The sequence below is a fragment of the Sphingobacterium spiritivorum genome (assembly GCF_016725325.1).
In the GTDB taxonomy this organism is placed as follows: Bacteria; Bacteroidota; Bacteroidia; order Sphingobacteriales; family Sphingobacteriaceae; genus Sphingobacterium.
In genome coordinates, this window is record NZ_CP068083.1 from 1,173,025 (window position 1) to 1,192,160 (window position 19,136).

The following is a 19,136-nucleotide window of genomic DNA, read 5'->3' on the forward strand; positions in this document are numbered from 1 at the left end:
AAATCAAATATATTAAAGGATTCTCATACCTCTCCCCCAAATCCTTTAATGTCATACTTATCTTACAAATGCCATGGCGACTCCCCCGTCAACATTGAGCACATTACCGGTAGATTTATTCAGTAATCCTCCTGCAAAAGCAAAACAGGCATTAGCAATATCTTCCGGAAGAATAATTTCTTTTAGCAGGGTACGATTTGCATAGTATGCCGGCAATTCATCCACAGTTATCCCGTATGCTTTAGCGCGGCCTTCTGCCCAGCCATTCGCCCAGATATTGCTATCTGAAATAACAGCATCAGGATTGACTACATTGACACGGATACCAGCGGATCCAAGTTCAGCAGCATTTAAGCGGCTCAGATGAAGCTGTGCTGATTTTGCACTTCCATATCCGGCATTATTTGGCCCGCTTACCAATGCATTTTTGCTTACAATATTAATAATATCACCACCAATGGCCTGTTTTTTCATTGTTTTGACAGCCTCCCGGGTTACAAAAAATTGTCCTTTGACCAATACATTATACAACAGATCCCAATCTTTCTCTGTATGGTCTTCTATGGTTTTGGAAATAGATAAACCTGCATTGTTAACCACTATATCTACACCTCCGAATGCCAGTGCACACTGACTCAAGGCCTGCTCAATCTGATCTTCACGGGTTACATCCAGTACCACTGTCGAAAAAGCATCTTTTCCATAGGTGGATTGGAATTCTTCTGCAACAGCTGCCAAACGCTCTGCATTCATATCATTAAGGACGACAACAGCGCCTTCATTGACAAATTTCTTAGCTATAGCTTTGCCTATTCCACCGGCACTGCCAGTCACCAAAGCGATCTTACCCGATAGTGCTTTAGGCTTCGGCATACGTTGCAATTTAGCTTCTTCCAGCAACCAGTATTCGATATTAAATGCTTCCTGACGGGGCAGAGAAGTATACGATGAAATTGCTTCCGCTCCTTTCATCACATTGATTGCATTGATGTAAAACTCAGCGGCCACCCGTGCAGTCTGCTTATCCTTTGAGAATGAAAACATACCTACGCCCGGATAAAGTATAATTACAGGATTCTCATCCCGTATGGCAGGACTGTTTGGATGTTTACAGGACTCATAATACGCAGTATACATTGCTCTGTAAGCTTCAAAAGTCGGAGCAAGCCGTGCTTTGAGAGCCTCTGTATCGGACAGATCTTCATCTTTTCCCAGATCCAGTACCAGAGGCGAAATTTTAGTGCGTAAAAAATGATCTGGACAACTTGTACCCAAGGGCGCGAGGCGTTTCAGATCACTGGAATTTATAAATTCGAGTACGCGTTCATCATCCGTAAAATGACCGATCATATGGCGCTTACTCGAGCAGAATCCCCTTAATACCGGAGCCAGTTTTGCAGCTTGTTTCACACGTTCATCAGCAGCCAGACTTTCTATTTGCTGACCTCCGAATACAGGTCCCTTTTTACCATAATTATCTTCTAAATAGGCCGCACAGCGCTCAATAACATCTAAGGTATTGACATAACTTTCATAAGCTGTATCTCCCCAGATAAATAAACCGTGAGAACCCAGCATAATACCGCGTATAGAAGGATTCTTATCCAGACATTCTTTCAACTGAAGCCCCAGATCAAATCCTGGCTTTTGCCAGTCTACCCAGCCAATCGTGCCGTCAAACAATTCCTGCGTGATCTTTTCACCATCTTTAGCCGCTGCTATCGCTATAGCCGCATCGGGATGTAAGTGATCGATATGTTTGAAGGGAAGAAATCCATGCAAAGGTGTATCTATAGAGGGTGCTTTAGAAGCCAGATCATAAATGCAGTGATTGAAAAGCTCTACCATCTCATCCTCATGCTCGATCCCCCGGTATACACTCTTCAGTCCTCTCAGTCGCTCTACATATAAGGCAGCAAGACCACTTTTAGTCAATGTGCCAATGTCACCTCCCGAACCTTTGATCCACATGACCTCTGTCGCAGATCCTGTCAACGGATCATTCACAACGACTTTACATGAGGTATTCCCGCCCCCATAGTTGGTAATTCTAAGATCGGATCCTAATAAATTGGAACGATACAGTAATAATCCAACTTCATCTCCTTCCAGAGATTTAGCCTTTTCATCATCCCACAAGTAATTAACGTGCTTATATGTTTTCACTTTTTATATATTTTTTATAGTTATTATTCTAAAGTTTTAGCAAATCCAACGATACAGATCGATAGGATTATAGTCACAATACCTGCAATAATAGCACGGTAAGTAGGTTTGCTGACACCTTTCCATTCTTTCAGAATAACGCCCCATGCGTTAGAAATAAGAATGATAAATGCCATATGCAGTATCCAGGAGCTGGCTCCGTTACCCAATCTGCTTTCTCCCATTCCATAGAAGAAAAACTGCAGGTACCAGGTTGTACCGGCAAGCGCGCACAACAGCAGATTCTTGCCAAGTGGTGCTGAAGATTTCGTATAATCAGAAAATGTTTTATTCTTAGCCAACAGGTACAGACACCATATAAAATTGGTAGTAAATCCTCCCCAAAGAATAACGATATACGTCACATTATTCTGGTACAGAAATTCTCCCTGACCGGGATTTGCAGCTTTCCAAAGTTGATTGGCCACATCAGCCATTGGTTTACCCGCTTCGATTCCAAAATTGAAACAAGCACTCAGAATTCCGGAAACAATAGCGACAGTAATTCCTAATCCGAATTTATATTCAGACTGTGCAGCACCTGACAGATTCATCAGCCCTTTTTCTTTCAATACTCCTGCCCTGCCACATAGATAAATACCCACGACACAGATCAAAAGTCCGATCATTACACAAATCCCTGAATTGGTAGTAAAAAAGAAATCGATACCGTGTTTACCCGGAACAGAATTAAAAAAATAATAGATCGAAGGCATCAGTGCTCCAAATACCATACTCAAGCCCAATATAATACTGCTCCCCAGAGATACACCCAGATAGCGTACGCCAAGACCATACGTCAGTCCGCCAATTCCCCACAGCAAACCAAACAAATAGGTATATCCGATAATCGAAGAAGACGTGTCTGTAATAATCTGAAAAAAATCAGGAATCGTCAGATAAGCGGCTACAGGTGGCACAAGTACCCAGGAGAATATTCCTCCCAGAATCCACATCGCCTCCCAGGACCATCCTTTGACCCGCTTATAGGGTACATAAAAACTCCCGGACGCAAATCCGCCAATAAAATGAAAAAAAACACCGGCAATCCAGCTCATACAATTTATAGGGTTATATTGATACTATTAGATACCGCAAATTATAACTTTTTACTTCGCGAACTGTTATGCGCTGTCATGTATGCGCTACAGATATAAATACACAATACTGCTGAGAAAAAGGTATATCGGAAAAAGCAAAATAATGCTTCTCTTGATTTTAAATTAAGGTTTATTGTTTTATTTGTATATTAGTGGCACTCGCAACTAAATATAGGCGTCATCTTTACCAAATATGAATATGAAACTTATCTATAACACAACAGATTGTATGAATTTCAAAAAACTATTTTGTTATATTTCGGCAACTCTACTATTTGCCATTCTATCTTTCCCGTCGGGGAGTACTGCTCAGACTTCTACTTTTAAATACAGTAATGACGGATTAAAAAAAGGAACGATAGAAAGTCAGTTTCAACACCTCAATTATATTTCCCGTACCCAAGACCCTTACAAACTGATAAGGAAGGAAAATCTGGATATCATCAAGAAAAATGTACAGGATAGTATTGCCCGCCTGTCGCAGGAGATCAACACCCTAAAGTCTTCTTCTACCAATTTTGCTTCCAATACCAAAGCTCTCCAGGACTCTGTAAAAAATGTATCACTGGAACTGGAAAAAGAAAGATCTAAAACAGATAGCATATCTTTTATCGGAATCCCTTTTTCAAAAGCCACATATCATACTATGGTGTGGGCAATTATAATTGTATTGGCTTTGTTATTCCTGATCACGCTGGCTTCATTCAGAAAAGCAAAAGTAGATACGGTAGACCACAAAAAGACCACAGATCAATTGCAGGATGAATTGCAGACACTGCGTAAAAAATCAATGGAAAATGAACAGAAATTACGTCGTCAGTTACAGGACGAAATAAATAAAAGAGTATAAAAAAAGCGGGTAATCCCGCTTTTTTTATACTCTTTTTATCCTTTATATTATCGGTTAATAGCCGGGATTTTGTGTAAGTCCTGTTCCCAAAGCGATCTGAGCGGAAGGAATCGGATACAGAAGATACCTTTCATCAGTCAGCGTATCATACTTTTTAAGAGCCAGCTTGGTCCGGCTAAAATCAAACCAGGTTTCACCTTCAAACATAAGCTCTTTCTCCTTTTCTTCTTGTACAGCTGTAATAAATGTTTCCAGATTGCTATACGTGCTAATGGGTACAGTGACACCTGCACGATCCTGTACAGCTTTCAGCGAATTATACGCAGCGGTACTGACACTATTATCTACCCTTGCCTGCGCTTCTGCATGTATTAAATAAATTTCAGCAAGACGGATAACCGTCAGATTCTGACTTGCCGGAGAGAAATTTGGAAACTTTCCCATAAAATAATTATTCTTGCTCCCCTTTTTTACTGTGAAAGCTCTCCGCTTATCTTGCTCTGTGTACAGATCCTGAATGGTCGAATCTTTGGCAAAAAACAGCACACTGGCATTATCGTTGGCCACAGCAGCAAGAGGGTTTGTAGCCTGATCATCAAATTGAATCTCGAAAATAGCCTCATTCGTATTTTGTGTTGTCCAGATCGTACTGAAATCCGTTACTAAACCAAATCCGGCAGTTGTCAGAATTTCATTAGCGAGATCTGCAGATTTCTTATAGTCATTGGTAATAGCGGCCTGATATAAATATACCTTTGCCAGTAAAGCTTTCGCTCCCCAGTAGGAGGCTCTTCCTTTGGCAGCATCACCCGTGTTGGGATTAACTTGGGGAAGTACTGCTACAGCTTCTGTTAAATCTTTAACAATCTGAGTGTACAGCTCCTCTTTTCCGGATTCAGGGATATCAAAATTATCACCTTCTTTGGTATAAGTCAGCTTTAAGGGAACTTTATTAAAAGCCCGAACCAGAAAAAAGTAATTCAATGCCCTGATAAATTTAGCTTCACCAACAAATATATTTTTCTTCTCCTCGGTGATCATCGCAGTAGTCATGTTCGGAACTTCTTCAATAATTTGGTTAGCCGCATTTATAGTCGCATAGATCGCCTGCCACATATTGGCCGTCCAGGGATTTATAGCCTGTATCTTATGTTCTGCGAAGTTCTGATATTCAGGAAAACTCGCAGAATGTCTGACATGTCCGGCCGAAAATTCCGGTACGATCACAATCGACTGACCAAATGAAAAGGAATTCATCATTGTGCGGTAGGTCCCTAACACGGCAGCATTTGCATTGGTCTCTGAATTAAAGAATTGATCCTGTGCGATCTGCCCCATCGGATCCCGATCTAAAAACTTATTACACGATGTATTCAAAGTGACTATCACCGCAACCAAACAGATTAATATTATTTTATTTTTCATCATTATACTTTTTAGTCAAAATCTATCGCAGTTATCTCTTCTTCACGCTGTCCGGCTTATTACCGATACTGGCATTACGATCTGCAATAATTTCAGATTTATAGCTTTGGGAAATTAAAAAGTCATGTTAATACCAGTAGTGAATATACGCGGCTGCGGGTAACTTCCGTAGTCATATCCATAGATTAATCCTGTATTTGCTCCTCCATGACTTGAACTTACCTCCGGATCATAACCTCTGTATTTGGTAAATACATATGCATTTTGTACAGTGACATACCATCTAAGCTTTTTCATCTTGATCTTCTCTGCTACTGCAGGCGGCAATGTGTAACCAAATGTGATATTACGAAGTCTGAAAAAGGAACCATCTTCAACAAATCTGGAAGATACTGCTCCGTTACTCAGATCACCCGGAGCTGGTCTCGGAACATCCGTAATATCGCCGGGAGCACGCCATCTGTCTACAAAGTCAACAAACTGATTTGAACTGGGATTAAAGCCTTCCAATCCGGAAGCCAGATTATAATTGAAAATATCATTACCGTAAGTAAACTGCCCCTGAATACTTAAGTCAAAGTTTTTGTAGGCGAAATTATTGGTAATACCTCCGAAAAATGAAGGATTGGGGTCACCAATCATCCAGTGATCCTTATAATCTGTAGGAGATACAGCAGAACCATCCTGTCCCAGATAATCAATCATACCCGTTTGCGGATTTACACCGTTTGCCTGCCAGCCATAAAATACACCTAGAGGCTGTCCTACTATTGCACGATTTAAATCACCAACACCACCTCTCATTTCTTTCAGTCCCTCTGGTAATGCCAAAACTTTATTTCGGTTAAAAGTCATATTCAGAGAGGTAGTCCACTTAAATTCACCAACCAGATTTTTAGTTGTCAACTCAAACTCAAAACCCTTATTTTCTATATCTCCCGAATTCGTAAATCTATTGATGTAACCGGAACTGGTCAGGATGGGTAATCCAATTAACAAGTCGGAAGTTTTCTTGTAATAATAGTCAGCTAACAGCGATATCCTGTTATTCAGGAAGCCTGCATCAATACCCACATTCCATTGGCGTGTAGTTTCCCATTTCAGATCCCGGTCTCCCAGTACATTGGGTATAAAACCAGCCATACCCAGGTAATTGCTGTTTCCGGAGTATAAGGAGCGACTGGCATAGTTACCAATATTTTGATTACCTGTAATTCCCCAACTCGCCCGAAGTTTCAGGTCATTCAATATTTTGGAATCTTTCAAGAACTCCTCTTCAGAAAGTCTCCAGGCTCCCGCAAAGGATGGAAATATTGCCCAACGATTGTCAGCCCCGAAACGGGATGATCCATCCGAACGAACATTTGCATTCAGGATATATTTGTCCTTATAAATATAAGTTGCACGGGCAAACCCGGATGCGATAGCCCATTCTTCAGGATAAGAATTTGCACCTGTCACAACACCTCCTGCTGTAATATAAGGAATATCATTATTCGGGAAGTTAGAACGCTGTCCGTGCACAAACTCCAGTCTCGATTCCTGAACCGAGAATCCAGCCAATGCATTAATGGCATGATCACCAAACACTTTATCATAGGTCAGAGTAGTCTCATTGATCCAAAGCTGATCCCGCGTATTGCGGCGGGCACCTATACCACCCTGGCTGGCATAAGAACGAAGTCCTACCGGTGGCATAAAGAATGTCTCATCAATAAAGCTAATATCTGTACCAAAACTGGTTTTCAGTAATAATTCTGGGATGATATTATATTCTGCTCCCACGTTAGCCAATACACGAAAAGTTTGAGCTTCATTGGTAGGAAGGGTTAACATAGCTACAGGATTCTCACGGGTTAAGCGCACCTGATCATATGCAAAATTACCGGAAGCATCATACACCGTTAAGTTTGGCGGAGAAAAGATTCCGCTTTTGGTTGCCCCTTCCTTTGAATTTTCTTCCTGAACACGTTTGTTAACCGCTCTTGTAAGATTGATTGCGGTAGAAAACCTAAGTTTGTCACTGTGCTGATGATTCAGATTTATACGACCACTTAAGCGATTGAAATCTGAGCCCAGCAGTACACCCCCCTGTTTCATATAACCAACTGAAGTATAATATTGTGTCTTCTCGCTTCCTCCTCTTGCAGAAAGTTCGTAGCTACGGGTACCTGCATTTCTAAAAATAGCATCCTGCCAATCCGTGTTCACATTGGAATTGGAAAATATTTGATCAGGGATAACTGCTTTCGGATCCTTCTCCTGCAGGATTTTGTAATAGTCTTTCATATAATCCTGATACTGTTCTGTATTCATGAAATCATAATACCTTTCACGTGGTACCTGGGAAAAACCTTCATACATGTTGAAGTTAAATTCACTTTGTCCGGCTACACCTTTTTTGGTCGTAATGAGGACAACACCATTCGCTGCTCTTGAACCATAGATAGAGGAAGATGCAGCATCTTTCAAAATTTCAATAGACTGAACGTCGGAAGGATTGATAGATGAAAGCACATTTATGCCCTGAGTTCCTCCTCCAAAATCAAAGGTAGAACCACCTGTAAAATTTGTTGTACTGTTAACCGGAATCCCGTCAACCACATACAACGGATCCGAACTGGCATTAATGGATGTCGTTCCCCTTACCCGTATACTGATTCCGCCTCCGGGTGAACCCGACTTCTGCGTCACCTGAACACCTCCGGCCTTACCTTGTATAGCCTGTGTAATACTAGGAAGCACCTCATCTTTAATTTCATTGGCTCCGATACTCGATACCGCACTGGGTAATGTAGCACGATTCATTGTACCATATCCTACTGCTACCACTTGTACAGAGTCAAGCACATTCGTTTCACTGCTCATTACGACCTGTATGTCTTTTCTGTTGCCAACTGTTTGCGTCAGGGCTTTATAACCAATCGATGAGAACTTTATTTTATTCTTAGGGCCGGCAGCGATCTGGAATTTACCACTTTCGTCTGTATTCGTAGCCTGATTAGTTCCGACTATAGTAACCGTCACGCCCGGCAAAGGTCCTTTCGGGCCATTCACAATTCCGGATACCGAAGCCTGTTTGCCAGATACAACCTGGCTACTGCTATCCTGTTTAACAGCACTGCTGTCTGTTACATTTGGTTTTACTGTTCCGGTAGAATCAGGGGTGACAACGACCTTAGCAGAGTCCTGCTGTGGCGGTACCGAATCCGTTGCAGCCTCCGTTTCGGCCTCAGCCTTACCACTGGATAAAGAGACTTCTAGAAGCCTCTGATTGTTTACGTGGACCTCTTGATTTTTAAAGCCGGATTTTATAACAACCAGAATCCCGTTAGGATCAGCTGAAATTTTAAATTCGCCGTTAGGATCTGTTAATCCCGTGTTTGATGTGCCTTTTTCAGTAATGACCACCCCTTCAATTGCCATTCCGGCGGAGTCAGTAACCTTGCCTCGAATCTCAATAGAGTCAGCAGCAAAGGAGGAATACGGGAGAGAATAATGGCTGTGATACTTGTTTTCAATAAGGTCTGCGCGTCCTGTTTGACAAAAAAAAAGAAAACCACATGTCAAAAAGAGCGCATGATAGAAATAGTGAATCATTACGTTAAATATTTTTATAAGAATCTGAAATGAAATAATACGTTAAAACAAATGGAAACACCTTTATAAAGGTAACGTCACAGAAACAGATCGCTTGGAGGCTTGGAACTCATTACGATACCTAATCTTAACAGGTGTCTACCTGTACGGGCAATAGTTACAAAATCAGAAGTCATGATCGTTGGAGAGTGGGAATACCTCCTTTTCGGATTGTTTTTCTTAGAAATCATAAATAGCATAGTATAAATACAAAAAGTGTAAATCAGCATCAGGTTTAGAGGCTCCTTCCGGAACCAGACCAACCCTTATATAACAGATTTATTACACGTTTTAGTATAAATTGTAACAAAATAATAGACAAAGGGGATCGAAACCAGCTTTATGATAGTCTATTCGCACTTTTTATATTAGCACATGCATGTAAAGATTCGTGCTACCTACTATGCTTTATAAGTCTGACAGGCAGAGAACGAATAACAGGAAAACGGCTTTTGTATAACCTATTCAGTCATAATCATATTCAAATCTACCAACTGTGAAAAAAAAGTGAATTTTATTAGCGTAACGTTTTGCTTTTAAGCAGATATAGTTTATTTTTGCAGTCCAAAATAGGACTCATTTAGAGTTTTGTAATTGATTATTAAATATTTAGTCCCTATAATATGCCCCAAATTGGTAAAATAGCGCAGATTATCGGCCCAGTTGTTGACGTCAACTTCGCCGGCAATGAAAATCTTCCTAAAATCTATGATGCATTGTACATCGAGAAAGAGAATGGACAACGTATCGTTTTAGAGGTACAACAACACTTAGGTGAGGATTGTGTTCGTACTATTGCCATGGACGCTACCGAAGGATTGGTGCGTGGAATGAAAGTTGTAGACACAGGAGCTCCTATCAAAATGCCGATTGGTGAAGAAATCAAAGGACGTGTATTTAACGTTGTTGGTGACGCCATTGACGGGATCAAAAATCTAGACAAAACAAATGGTCGTCCTATTCACAATGTACCTCCTAAATTTGAAGACCTGTCAACAGAATCAGAAGTTCTTTTCACAGGTATCAAAGTAATCGATTTATTAGAGCCTTATGCTAAAGGTGGTAAAATCGGATTATTCGGTGGTGCCGGTGTAGGTAAAACAGTATTGATCCAGGAACTTATCAACAACATCGCTAAAGGTCACGGTGGTCTTTCCGTATTTGCTGGTGTAGGTGAGCGTACCCGTGAAGGGAATGACTTGCTTCGCGAGATGTTGGAGTCTGGTATTATCAAATATGGTGATCATTTCATGGAAGGCATGGAAAAAGGTGAATGGCCTTTGGAAACTGTTGATCAGGAATTGATGAAAGAATCAAAATGTACGTTTGTATTCGGTCAGATGAATGAGCCTCCGGGTGCTCGTGCTCGTGTAGCATTATCAGGACTGACTGTTGCGGAATACTTCCGTGATGGTGAAGGTGACGGACAAGGAAAAGACGTTCTTTTCTTTATCGATAACATCTTCCGTTTTACACAGGCAGGATCTGAGGTATCAGCATTATTAGGCCGTATGCCTTCAGCGGTAGGTTACCAGCCAACTCTGGCAACAGAGATGGGTCTGATGCAAGAGCGTATCACTTCTACTAAAAACGGATCAATCACTTCTGTACAGGCAGTATACGTACCTGCCGATGACTTAACTGACCCTGCTCCGGCGACAACATTTGCCCACCTGGATGCAACAACAGTATTATCCCGAAAAATTGCAGAGTTAGGTATCTATCCGGCAGTGGATCCATTGGATTCTACTTCACGTATCCTTTCTCCGGCAGTATTAGGAGATGAGCACTACAATACAGCTCAGCGCGTAAAAGAAATTTTGCAACGTTATAAAGAACTTCAGGATATCATCGCTATCTTAGGTATGGATGAATTATCTGAAGAAGATAAGCAGACAGTTCACCGTGCACGTCGTGTACAACGTTTCTTGTCTCAGCCATTCCACGTAGCAGAGCAGTTTACAGGCTTAAAAGGTGTATTAGTAGACATCAAAGATACCATCAAAGGATTTAACATGATCATTGACGGTGAAGTCGATGAATACCCTGAAGCAGCTTTCAACTTAGTAGGTAGCATAGAAGAAGCTATTGAAAAAGGTAAAAAATTATTAGCAGAAGCAGTATAAATAAGTAGTTAGTATTTAGTAATTAGTAGTCAGACGACCGACAAACAGTCAATTGCTGCTAATTACTATGTAAAAAAGTCTAAATACGTAATACTTACTACTAAATACTATTAAAATAAATGAAACTCACAATTATTACTCCAGACAAGTTGGCTTATGAAGGCGACGTTACAGCAGTAACTGTCCCTGGCTCTGCCGGCTCATTTCAAATATTAAAAAACCACGCACCTATTGTCTCTACTTTAGAGGATGGTCCGGTTATTATTAAGGCTGGAAACAATGAAGAGGTCCTTAACATTAAAGGTGGAGTAATTGAAGTAAAAAATAATGTCATTATTGTCCTGGCAGAGGGCATTATACAAGAATAGTAATTAAGATTTTTTAATCACTTTATAAGCCCTTAAAACAAGTCGTTTTAAGGGCTTATTTTTTTGAAGTTTATTCAGCAAAATGACGATTTCAGGAAGAAAATTGACCAAAATCAAAATTTTGCAAAAAACCATAAAGTATACCGATTTTAATTTTGGTCTACTTTGAATATTAAATAATATCGAAAAATTAAATTTTAATAAAATTATATTTTGTAAAAACATATATTACAAAATAAAAAACTATTTCAAAATAATGAGTTACCCTATTGGTTAGTATTTTTATTCGTCCTATCTTACAATTATCAAATTGAGGGGATCTTCTGTACCTTCCTTTGACAGATAAAAATGAGGAATAAATCCATAGGTATTTTAATTCAACACAACAGCAAATCATAAGGTATGCAATATTATAATAACAATACACTTATCTACTTAGATGGGGACTTTGTAAAAGCGTCCCAGGCAGGTGTTGATTTCTATGGTCAGGCATTACATTATGGATATGGTGCATTCGAAGGTTTACGCGCATACAACACCCATAACGGAACCCGGATCTTCAAAGCTGAGCAGCACTTTGAAAGACTACAGCAGTCCTGTGAAGCCATCAATATCCCGTACACCTGGAATAATCGGGAACTGGTTGACAAGACCTACGAACTGCTTGCCCTGAATAATCTGCGGGAAGCCTATATCCGTCCGTTGGTTCTTTCGGGGGCCAATATGCACCTTACCTCAGCTACAGATTCAAAAATACTTATTGCAGCATGGGAATGGGGACCTTATCTGGGACAAAACCTGTTGAAAGTGTGTATTTCCAATATCCAACGCCCAAATCCGAAAGCTTTCCCTGTGAATTCAAAGATCAGCGGTCAGTATATCAACTCGATCATGGCCAGCAGTGAAGCCATCAAAAAAGGATTTGATGAAGCGCTATTATTGGATCAGAATGGTTTCGTAGTACAGGCATCAAGTGAGAATCTGTTTATTGAAAAAGATTTCAGGATCTATACAGCTCCTCAACAGGATGCCTTCCCGGGAATAACCCGTCAGACAGTAATTAATATCTGTAAAAATCTGAATTTCGAAATCATTGAAAAATCACTTACTGTAGAAGAAGTATATGCTGCAGACAGCGCCTTCCTCTGCGGTACTGCTGCCGAGATCATAGGCATCAGACAAGTTGATCACATAGAATATAAAGAAGATTGGGAGCATACAATCGGTGCTTCCATACAAAGAAGATATAAAAACCTAGTATTAGAGAACGAAAACTATGAAGTCATCATCTAACGGCGAGAATCAAATGAATAAATACAGCCGTACGTTTACACAAGACGAAACACAACCAGCAGCCAAAGCTATGCTATACGGAATCGGTCTTACCGATGCAGATATGGATAAAGCTCAGGTCGGCATTGCAAGCATGGGATATGATGGAAATACTTGTAATATGCACCTGAATGATCTGGCACAAGTGGTCAAAAAAGGAGTCTGGGAAAGCGAACTGGTAGGATTGACTTTTGGAACAATAGGTGTGAGTGACGGTATGAGTAATGGTACAGAAGGTATGCGCTACTCGTTAGTAAGCCGTGATGTCATAGCCGACAGTATAGAAACAATCTGTGGCGGACAGTACTATGACGGATTGATTGCTATCCCGGGTTGTGACAAGAACATGCCGGGTGCTGTTATCGCTATGGGTCGCCTGAACCGTCCTTCTATAATGGTATACGGAGGAACAATAGCTCCGGGACATTATAAAGGGGAAGAACTGAATATTGTGTCGGCATTTGAGGCATTAGGACAAAAAATCTGTGGAAATCTGTCTGATGAGGACTATGAAGGAATCATCAAGCATACCTGTCCGGGCGCAGGAGCCTGCGGAGGAATGTACACCGCAAATACAATGGCATCTGCCATTGAAGCCTTAGGGATGAGTTTACCCTATTCATCTTCTAATCCGGCAGTTTCATCAGATAAAAAAGAGGAATGCCTTCAGGCAGGGAAATACATTCGTACACTGTTGGAAAAAGATATCAAGCCTTCAGATATCATGACGCGTAAAGCTTTTGAAAATGCGCTTAGAGCAATTGTAATCTTAGGCGGCAGTACCAATGCCGTATTACACTTTATCGCGATCGGAAAAGCCGTAGGAGTCGATATCACACAGGATGATTTTCAACGCATGAGTGATGAAACTCCTGTACTGGCGGATTTCAAACCATCAGGAAAATATCTGATGCAGGATCTCCATCAATATGGAGGTACGCCTGCAGTATTGAAATATTTACTGGATGAGGGATTATTACACGGAGATTGTCTGACTGTTACTGGGAAAACATTAGCAGAGAATCTTGCGGACGTAAAATCCATCATGGACTATGATCAAAAGATCATTCAGCCATTGAGCAATCCGATCAAACCAAGCGGTCACCTTCAGATTCTATACGGTAATCTGGCAGAAAAAGGTTCTGTAGCCAAGATCTCAGGTAAAGAAGGTGAGAAATTCACCGGTCCTGCCCGTGTTTTTGACGGAGAGCAGAATCTGATCCGCGGAATTCAGGATGGTACTGTAAAAAAAGGTGACGTAGTCGTTATCATCAACGAAGGTCCTGTAGGAGCTCCTGGTATGCCGGAAATGTTAAAGCCTACATCTGCTATTATCGGAGCAGGACTCGGAAAATCTGTAGCCCTCATCACAGACGGACGCTTCTCCGGAGGTACACACGGATTTGTAGTGGGACACATTACACCGGAATCTTATCAGGGAGGTCTGATCGGATTAGTAGAAAATGATGATATCATCGAAATAGATGCTGTCAATAATACCATCAATCTGAAAGTAGACGATGCCACAATAGCTAAGCGTAGAGAAAAATGGGTACAGCCTGTATTGAAAGTAACCAAAGGTGTTCTGTACAAATACGCAAAAACTGTTTCGGACGCGTCCGAAGGTTGTGTTACAGATCAGTAATACAACAGGAAGATCGAATAATCAACAACTAAAAACTTTTAAACTAATCGAATAAGTAATGAGTACACTTGAAAAAACAGAGAATAAAGCTCCTGCTGCAACACCAAAAGAATCGGTACAGATGTCAGGTTCTCAGGCGGTGCTGGAAGCTTTATTATGTGAAGGTGTTGACACCGTATTCGGATATCCGGGAGGGGCAATTATGCCAATTTATGATGCACTATACGATTATAATGATCGTTTGAAGCACATTTTGGTACGCCACGAACAAGGAGGTATTCACGCCGCTCAAGGTTTTGCACGTACTTCAGGTCGTACAGGTGTGGTATTTGCTACAAGCGGACCGGGTGCAACCAATCTAGTAACAGGTTTGGCTGATGCCATGATTGACAGTAATCCTGTCGTCTGTATTACAGGCCAGGTATTTGCGTCATTACTGGGAACTGACGCATTCCAGGAAACAGATGTCATTAACATTACTGCACCCGTCACTAAGTGGAACTATCAGGTAACAGATGCGACTGAGATTCCTCACGCACTGGCTAAAGCTTTCTATATTGCCAGTACAGGCCGTCCAGGTCCCGTATTGATTGATATTACCAAAAATGCTCAGTTACAATTATTCGATTATGAAGGATATGAAAAATGTAATCATGTCCGCAGCTATCGTCCTGCACCGGAAGTCAGAAACGAATACATCGAAAAAGCAGCTGAATTAATAAACAGTGCAGAGAAACCTTTCGTATTATTCGGACAGGGAGTGATTCTTGGAAAAGCAGAACAGGAATTCAAAACCTTTATCGAAAAAGCAGGTATTCCTTCCGCGGCTACTGTAATGGGATTAAGTGCGTTGGAAACAGACCACCCTTTGCATGTAGGCATGTTGGGAATGCACGGTAACTATGCGCCTAACGTGATGACAAATGAGTGTGATGTCCTGATTGCCATAGGCATGCGCTTTGATGACCGCGTAACCGGACGTCTGGACAAATATGCAAAACAGGCCAAAGTAGTCCATCTGGATATTGATCCTGCCGAAATCGACAAAAATGTACAAACCACGGTGCCGGTATGGGGAGACTGTAAAGTCAGCCTGCCTTTATTAACCGCAAAGATTCAGGAAACAAAACGTCATGATGAATGGTTGCAAAAATTCAGACAACTGGAGCAGGAAGAAATAAAAGAAGTCATTCAAAATGAATTACATCCGACAACAGATGTAATGACAATGGGTGAAGTGATAAATATCCTTAACGAATTGACAGGAGGTGATGCCATTATCACAACAGATGTAGGCCAGCACCAGATGGTAGCCTGCCGATATGCCAAATTCAACAATTCAAAGTCGAGTGTGACATCAGGCGGATTAGGAACAATGGGATTCGGACTGCCTGCAGCAATAGGCGCATGGTATGGTGCCCCTGAAAAGACTGTGGTCGCTATTATAGGAGACGGAGGTTTCCAGATGACTCTACAGGAATTGGGTACCATCATGCAATTCGGAGCCAAAGTGAAGATTATGATCTTGAATAATGAGTTCCTGGGAATGGTAAGACAATGGCAACAGCTGTTCCACGATAAACGCTACTCTTTTGTCAATATCACCAGCCCTGATTTTGTGGCAGTAGCAAAAGGATATTATATCGACGGGCAAAAGATTTCCGAACGAAAAGATCTGCGTCAGGCTCTTGAAACAATGCTTAATCATGATGGAGCATACCTATTAGAAGTAATGGTGGGAAAAGAAAACAACGTATTCCCAATGGTTGCACAAGGAACATCAGTTTCCGAAATTCGATTGAAATAAAATGGAAAAACAAGAATTTACCATCACCTTATACACAGAAAATTCTATCGGTCTTATCGGTAGAATTTCGACCATCTTTTCGAGAAGAAAAATCAATATCGAAAGCCTTAACACTTCTCCTTCAGAAGTAGAAGGTATTCACCGGTTTACAATCGTCATTACAGAAACAGAAGAAGTATTACGCAAATTATGCCGTCAACTGGAAAAACAGGTAGATGTCTTAAAGGCATACTATAATACTAATGATGAAGTGATCTGGCAGGAACAGGCTCTTTATAAAGTACCGACAGATATCGTTGCTGAAAAAGCACCAGTCGAGAGGCTGCTCAGACAGTACGGTGCTTCTGCTGTGGTTATCCGAAATGATTATACAGTATTCGAGACAGCAGGTCACCGTGAAGAAATTGACAAATTAACGGAAGAGCTTACCAAATACGGTTTGATCGAGTTTGTACGGGGAGCCCGCATTGCAATTATTAAAGATAGTGCAGGATTCCACTCCAAACTATTACAATTCGAAAAGAAACAGCCTTCTGAAGAAATCGTGGAGAACGAATATCTGGATCAGAGAGACAACGTATTTACTATGTAATCATGATAGCACATACTTTTCACTATATCATTCAGACCCGTAAGCTATTTTTAGCCCTTATTGATTCCCTGACAACCGAAGAACTAAACTTTATTCCTCAGGGATTCAATAATAATATCATCTGGAACTTTGGTCACATCGTAGTCAGCACACAATCCCTATGCTATGTCAGAACCGGGATACTGCCTGACGCTTCTTCTATAGCATACAATGAGGATTACAAAAAAGATACAAAACCTACGCATCCTGTATCCAAAGAAGAAATCGAAGCGTTAAAACTGTATGCCTTGGAAACCATTTCCAAACTGGAAAAAGATTACCATGATGGTGTATTTTCCAGTATACAACCTTTCTCGACAAGTACATATGGCACCGAAATGAGTACAATAGAAGAAGTACTGACGGTGACACTTGCACATGACAATCTTCATTGGGGATATGCAATGGCTCAACGCCGAATGATCAAAAATAAGTAAACAACCTAATAACAAAATATTAAAGAATTAAAACAATGGCAAATTATTTCAACACATTACCACTTAGAGAACAATTGAACCAATTGGGCGTAGCCGAATTCATGGACAGCACAGAATTCGCTGATGGTGTAGAGGCTTTAAAAGGTAAAAAATTGGTAATTGTGGGATGTGGTGCTCAAGGTTTAAACCAAGGACTGAATCTGAGAGACAGCGGTTTAGATGTTTCTTACACATTACGTAAAGAAGCAATTGAGCAAAAAAGAGACTCCTGGAAAAATGCAACGGACAATAACTTCACTGTAGGAACTTATGAAGAACTGATCCCTACAGCTGATGTTGTCATTAACCTTACACCAGACAAGCAACATACTTCTGTTATCAAAGCAGTAATGCCATTGATGAAACAAGGAGCAACATTATCTTATTCTCACGGCTTTAACATCGTAGAAGAAGGAACTCAGATCCGTAAAGACATCACTGTTATTATGGTCGCTCCTAAATGCCCGGGATCAGAAGTACGTGCAGAATACCTGAGAGGATTTGGTGTTCCTACATTAATCGCCGTTCACCCGGAAAATGATCCGCAGGGAAAAGGTCTTGCTGAAGCAAAAGCATACTGTGTAGGTACAGGAGGTCACCGTGCCGGAGTATTACGTTCTTCATTTGTTGCAGAAGTAAAATCTGACCTTATGGGTGAGCAAACGATTCTTTGTGGTTTGCTACAGACAGGTTCTATCCTTTCATTCGACAAAATGATCGAAAAAGGCATTGATGCAGGATACGCATCCAAACTGGTACAATATGGAGTAGAAGTCATCACAGAAGCCTTAAAACAAGGTGGTGTTACAGCGATGATGGACAGATTGAGTAACGTGGCTAAGATCAAAGCATTTGATATTGCTGAAGAGTTGAAAACAATCATGCGCCCGTTGTTCCAGAAACATCAGGATGATATTATGTCCGGAGAATTCAGCCGTGTCATGATGGAAGACTGGGCTAACAATGACAAAAATCTATTAGGATGGAGAGCAGCCACAGGTGAAACTGCATTCGAAAAAACACCTGCAGGAGATGTCAAAATCGGAGAGCAGGAGTACTTTGATAATGCTGTATTTATGGTAGCATACATCAAAGCCGGTGTTGAACTGGCCTTTGAAACAATGGTAGAAGCCGGAATCAAACCTGAATCTGCATACTACGAGTCTTTACACGAAACTCCTTTGATCGCTAATACAATTGCACGTAAAAAATTATTCGAAATGAACAGAGTAATCTCTGATACAGCAGAATATGGTTGTTATTTATTCGATCATGCTTGTAAACCATTATTAGCTGATTTCATGAAAACAGTTAATACAGACATTATTGGAAAGAATTACAATGAAGGTAAAGATGGTGCAGTAGACAACAGAGAGCTGATCGCAGTGAACGAAGCGATCCGTACGCACCCTGTAGAAATCGTCGGTGCAGTGCTAAGAAAAGCAATGACGGCGATGAAAACAATTAAAACTGTTTAAATTTTTGTAATTTAGACTATTAAATAAGGGGTGAAATTACAAAATTCGAATTTC

The 19,136-nt window shown here is 40.8% G+C and carries 14 protein-coding genes; 9 read left to right on the top strand and 5 right to left on the bottom strand.

The genetic code is table 11. The annotated features are described in order from the left end of the window. Window positions 1-57: 57 nt before the first annotated feature. A complete protein-coding gene (locus tag I6J02_RS04815) occupies window positions 58-2,166 on the bottom strand; it encodes a bifunctional aldolase/short-chain dehydrogenase (protein ID WP_201680686.1) in 2,109 nt (702 codons plus the stop codon). Window positions 2,167-2,189: 23 nt separating this feature from the next. Continuing rightward, window positions 2,190-3,263, bottom strand: coding sequence for an L-rhamnose/proton symporter RhaT (gene rhaT, locus I6J02_RS04820; protein WP_201680687.1), 1,074 nt, complete (start codon window positions 3,261-3,263; stop codon window positions 2,190-2,192). 241 nt (window positions 3,264-3,504) lie between these two features. On the opposite strand from rhaT, the gene I6J02_RS04825 reads away from it, so the two are divergent. After that, window positions 3,505-4,155, top strand: coding sequence for a hypothetical protein (locus I6J02_RS04825; protein ID WP_201680688.1), 651 nt, complete (start codon window positions 3,505-3,507; stop codon window positions 4,153-4,155). Window positions 4,156-4,209: 54 nt separating this feature from the next. On the opposite strand, the gene I6J02_RS04830 is transcribed toward I6J02_RS04825, so the two are convergent. The 3 genes from I6J02_RS04830 to I6J02_RS04840 all read right to left on the bottom strand — a co-directional run bounded on the left by I6J02_RS04830 (window position 4,210) and on the right by I6J02_RS04840 (window position 9,410). Continuing rightward, entirely contained in the window at window positions 4,210-5,580 is a 1,371-nt protein-coding gene (locus I6J02_RS04830) for a RagB/SusD family nutrient uptake outer membrane protein (protein WP_201680689.1), read from the bottom strand. 114 nt (window positions 5,581-5,694) lie between these two features. Continuing rightward, window positions 5,695-9,006, bottom strand: a complete 3,312-nt coding sequence (locus I6J02_RS04835; RefSeq protein WP_236582296.1) for a SusC/RagA family TonB-linked outer membrane protein — start codon at window positions 9,004-9,006, stop codon at window positions 5,695-5,697. A 251-nt stretch (window positions 9,007-9,257) separates the two neighbouring features. Then, a complete protein-coding gene (locus I6J02_RS04840) occupies window positions 9,258-9,410 on the bottom strand; it encodes a hypothetical protein (protein WP_201680691.1) in 153 nt (50 codons plus the stop codon). Window positions 9,411-9,842: 432 nt separating this feature from the next. On the opposite strand from I6J02_RS04840, the gene atpD reads away from it, so the two are divergent. The 8 genes from atpD (at window position 9,843) to ilvC (ending at window position 19,082) form a co-directional block, all read left to right on the top strand. After that, window positions 9,843-11,345, top strand: a complete 1,503-nt coding sequence (atpD, locus tag I6J02_RS04845; RefSeq protein WP_115168662.1) for a F0F1 ATP synthase subunit beta — start codon at window positions 9,843-9,845, stop codon at window positions 11,343-11,345. Window positions 11,346-11,464: 119 nt separating this feature from the next. Further along, on the top strand, window positions 11,465-11,713 hold the full coding sequence (atpC, locus tag I6J02_RS04850; RefSeq protein WP_003011440.1) for an ATP synthase F1 subunit epsilon: 249 nt from the start codon (window positions 11,465-11,467) through the stop codon (window positions 11,711-11,713). A gap of 402 nt (window positions 11,714-12,115) precedes the next feature. Then, a complete protein-coding gene (locus I6J02_RS04855) occupies window positions 12,116-13,006 on the top strand; it encodes a branched-chain amino acid transaminase (protein WP_201680692.1) in 891 nt (296 codons plus the stop codon). After that, the gene (gene ilvD, locus I6J02_RS04860) at window positions 12,990-14,690 is read left to right on the top strand and encodes a dihydroxy-acid dehydratase (protein ID WP_201680693.1); all 1,701 of its coding nucleotides are present in this window, start codon (window positions 12,990-12,992) and stop codon (window positions 14,688-14,690) included. The genes I6J02_RS04855 and ilvD overlap by 17 nt, the downstream gene beginning before the upstream one ends. Window positions 14,691-14,748: 58 nt before the next feature. Then, entirely contained in the window at window positions 14,749-16,497 is a 1,749-nt protein-coding gene (gene ilvB / locus I6J02_RS04865) for a biosynthetic-type acetolactate synthase large subunit (protein WP_201680694.1), read from the top strand. 1 nt (window position 16,498) lies between these two features. Beyond that, a complete protein-coding gene (gene ilvN / locus I6J02_RS04870; protein WP_003000779.1) occupies window positions 16,499-17,089 on the top strand; it encodes an acetolactate synthase small subunit in 591 nt (196 codons plus the stop codon). Window positions 17,090-17,091: 2 nt separating this feature from the next. After that, window positions 17,092-17,565, top strand: a complete 474-nt coding sequence (locus I6J02_RS04875; protein ID WP_201680695.1) for a DinB family protein — start codon at window positions 17,092-17,094, stop codon at window positions 17,563-17,565. Between the two features lie 35 nt (window positions 17,566-17,600). Further along, window positions 17,601-19,082 (top strand): ketol-acid reductoisomerase, encoded by a 1,482-nt coding sequence (gene ilvC, locus I6J02_RS04880; protein WP_115168659.1) that lies wholly within the window; start codon window positions 17,601-17,603, stop codon window positions 19,080-19,082. Window positions 19,083-19,136 lie beyond the last annotated feature (54 nt).

Coding starts and splice junctions, on each gene's coding strand:
- atpD (WP_115168662.1), top strand. CDS start 9,843: ATGCCCCAAATTGGTAAAATAGCGCAGATTATCGGCCCAGTTGTTGAC.
- ilvB (WP_201680694.1), top strand. CDS start 14,749: ATGAGTACACTTGAAAAAACAGAGAATAAAGCTCCTGCTGCAACACCA.
- I6J02_RS04855 (WP_201680692.1), top strand. CDS start 12,116: ATGCAATATTATAATAACAATACACTTATCTACTTAGATGGGGACTTT.
- rhaT (WP_201680687.1), bottom strand. CDS start 3,263: ATGAGCTGGATTGCCGGTGTTTTTTTTCATTTTATTGGCGGATTTGCG.
- I6J02_RS04825 (WP_201680688.1), top strand. CDS start 3,505: ATGAAACTTATCTATAACACAACAGATTGTATGAATTTCAAAAAACTA.
- ilvD (WP_201680693.1), top strand. CDS start 12,990: ATGAAGTCATCATCTAACGGCGAGAATCAAATGAATAAATACAGCCGT.
- I6J02_RS04830 (WP_201680689.1), bottom strand. CDS start 5,580: ATGAAAAATAAAATAATATTAATCTGTTTGGTTGCGGTGATAGTCACT.
- atpC (WP_003011440.1), top strand. CDS start 11,465: ATGAAACTCACAATTATTACTCCAGACAAGTTGGCTTATGAAGGCGAC.
- I6J02_RS04840 (WP_201680691.1), bottom strand. CDS start 9,410: ATGATTTCTAAGAAAAACAATCCGAAAAGGAGGTATTCCCACTCTCCA.
- ilvC (WP_115168659.1), top strand. CDS start 17,601: ATGGCAAATTATTTCAACACATTACCACTTAGAGAACAATTGAACCAA.
- I6J02_RS04875 (WP_201680695.1), top strand. CDS start 17,092: ATGATAGCACATACTTTTCACTATATCATTCAGACCCGTAAGCTATTT.
- I6J02_RS04835 (WP_236582296.1), bottom strand. CDS start 9,006: ATGGCAATTGAAGGGGTGGTCATTACTGAAAAAGGCACATCAAACACG.
- ilvN (WP_003000779.1), top strand. CDS start 16,499: ATGGAAAAACAAGAATTTACCATCACCTTATACACAGAAAATTCTATC.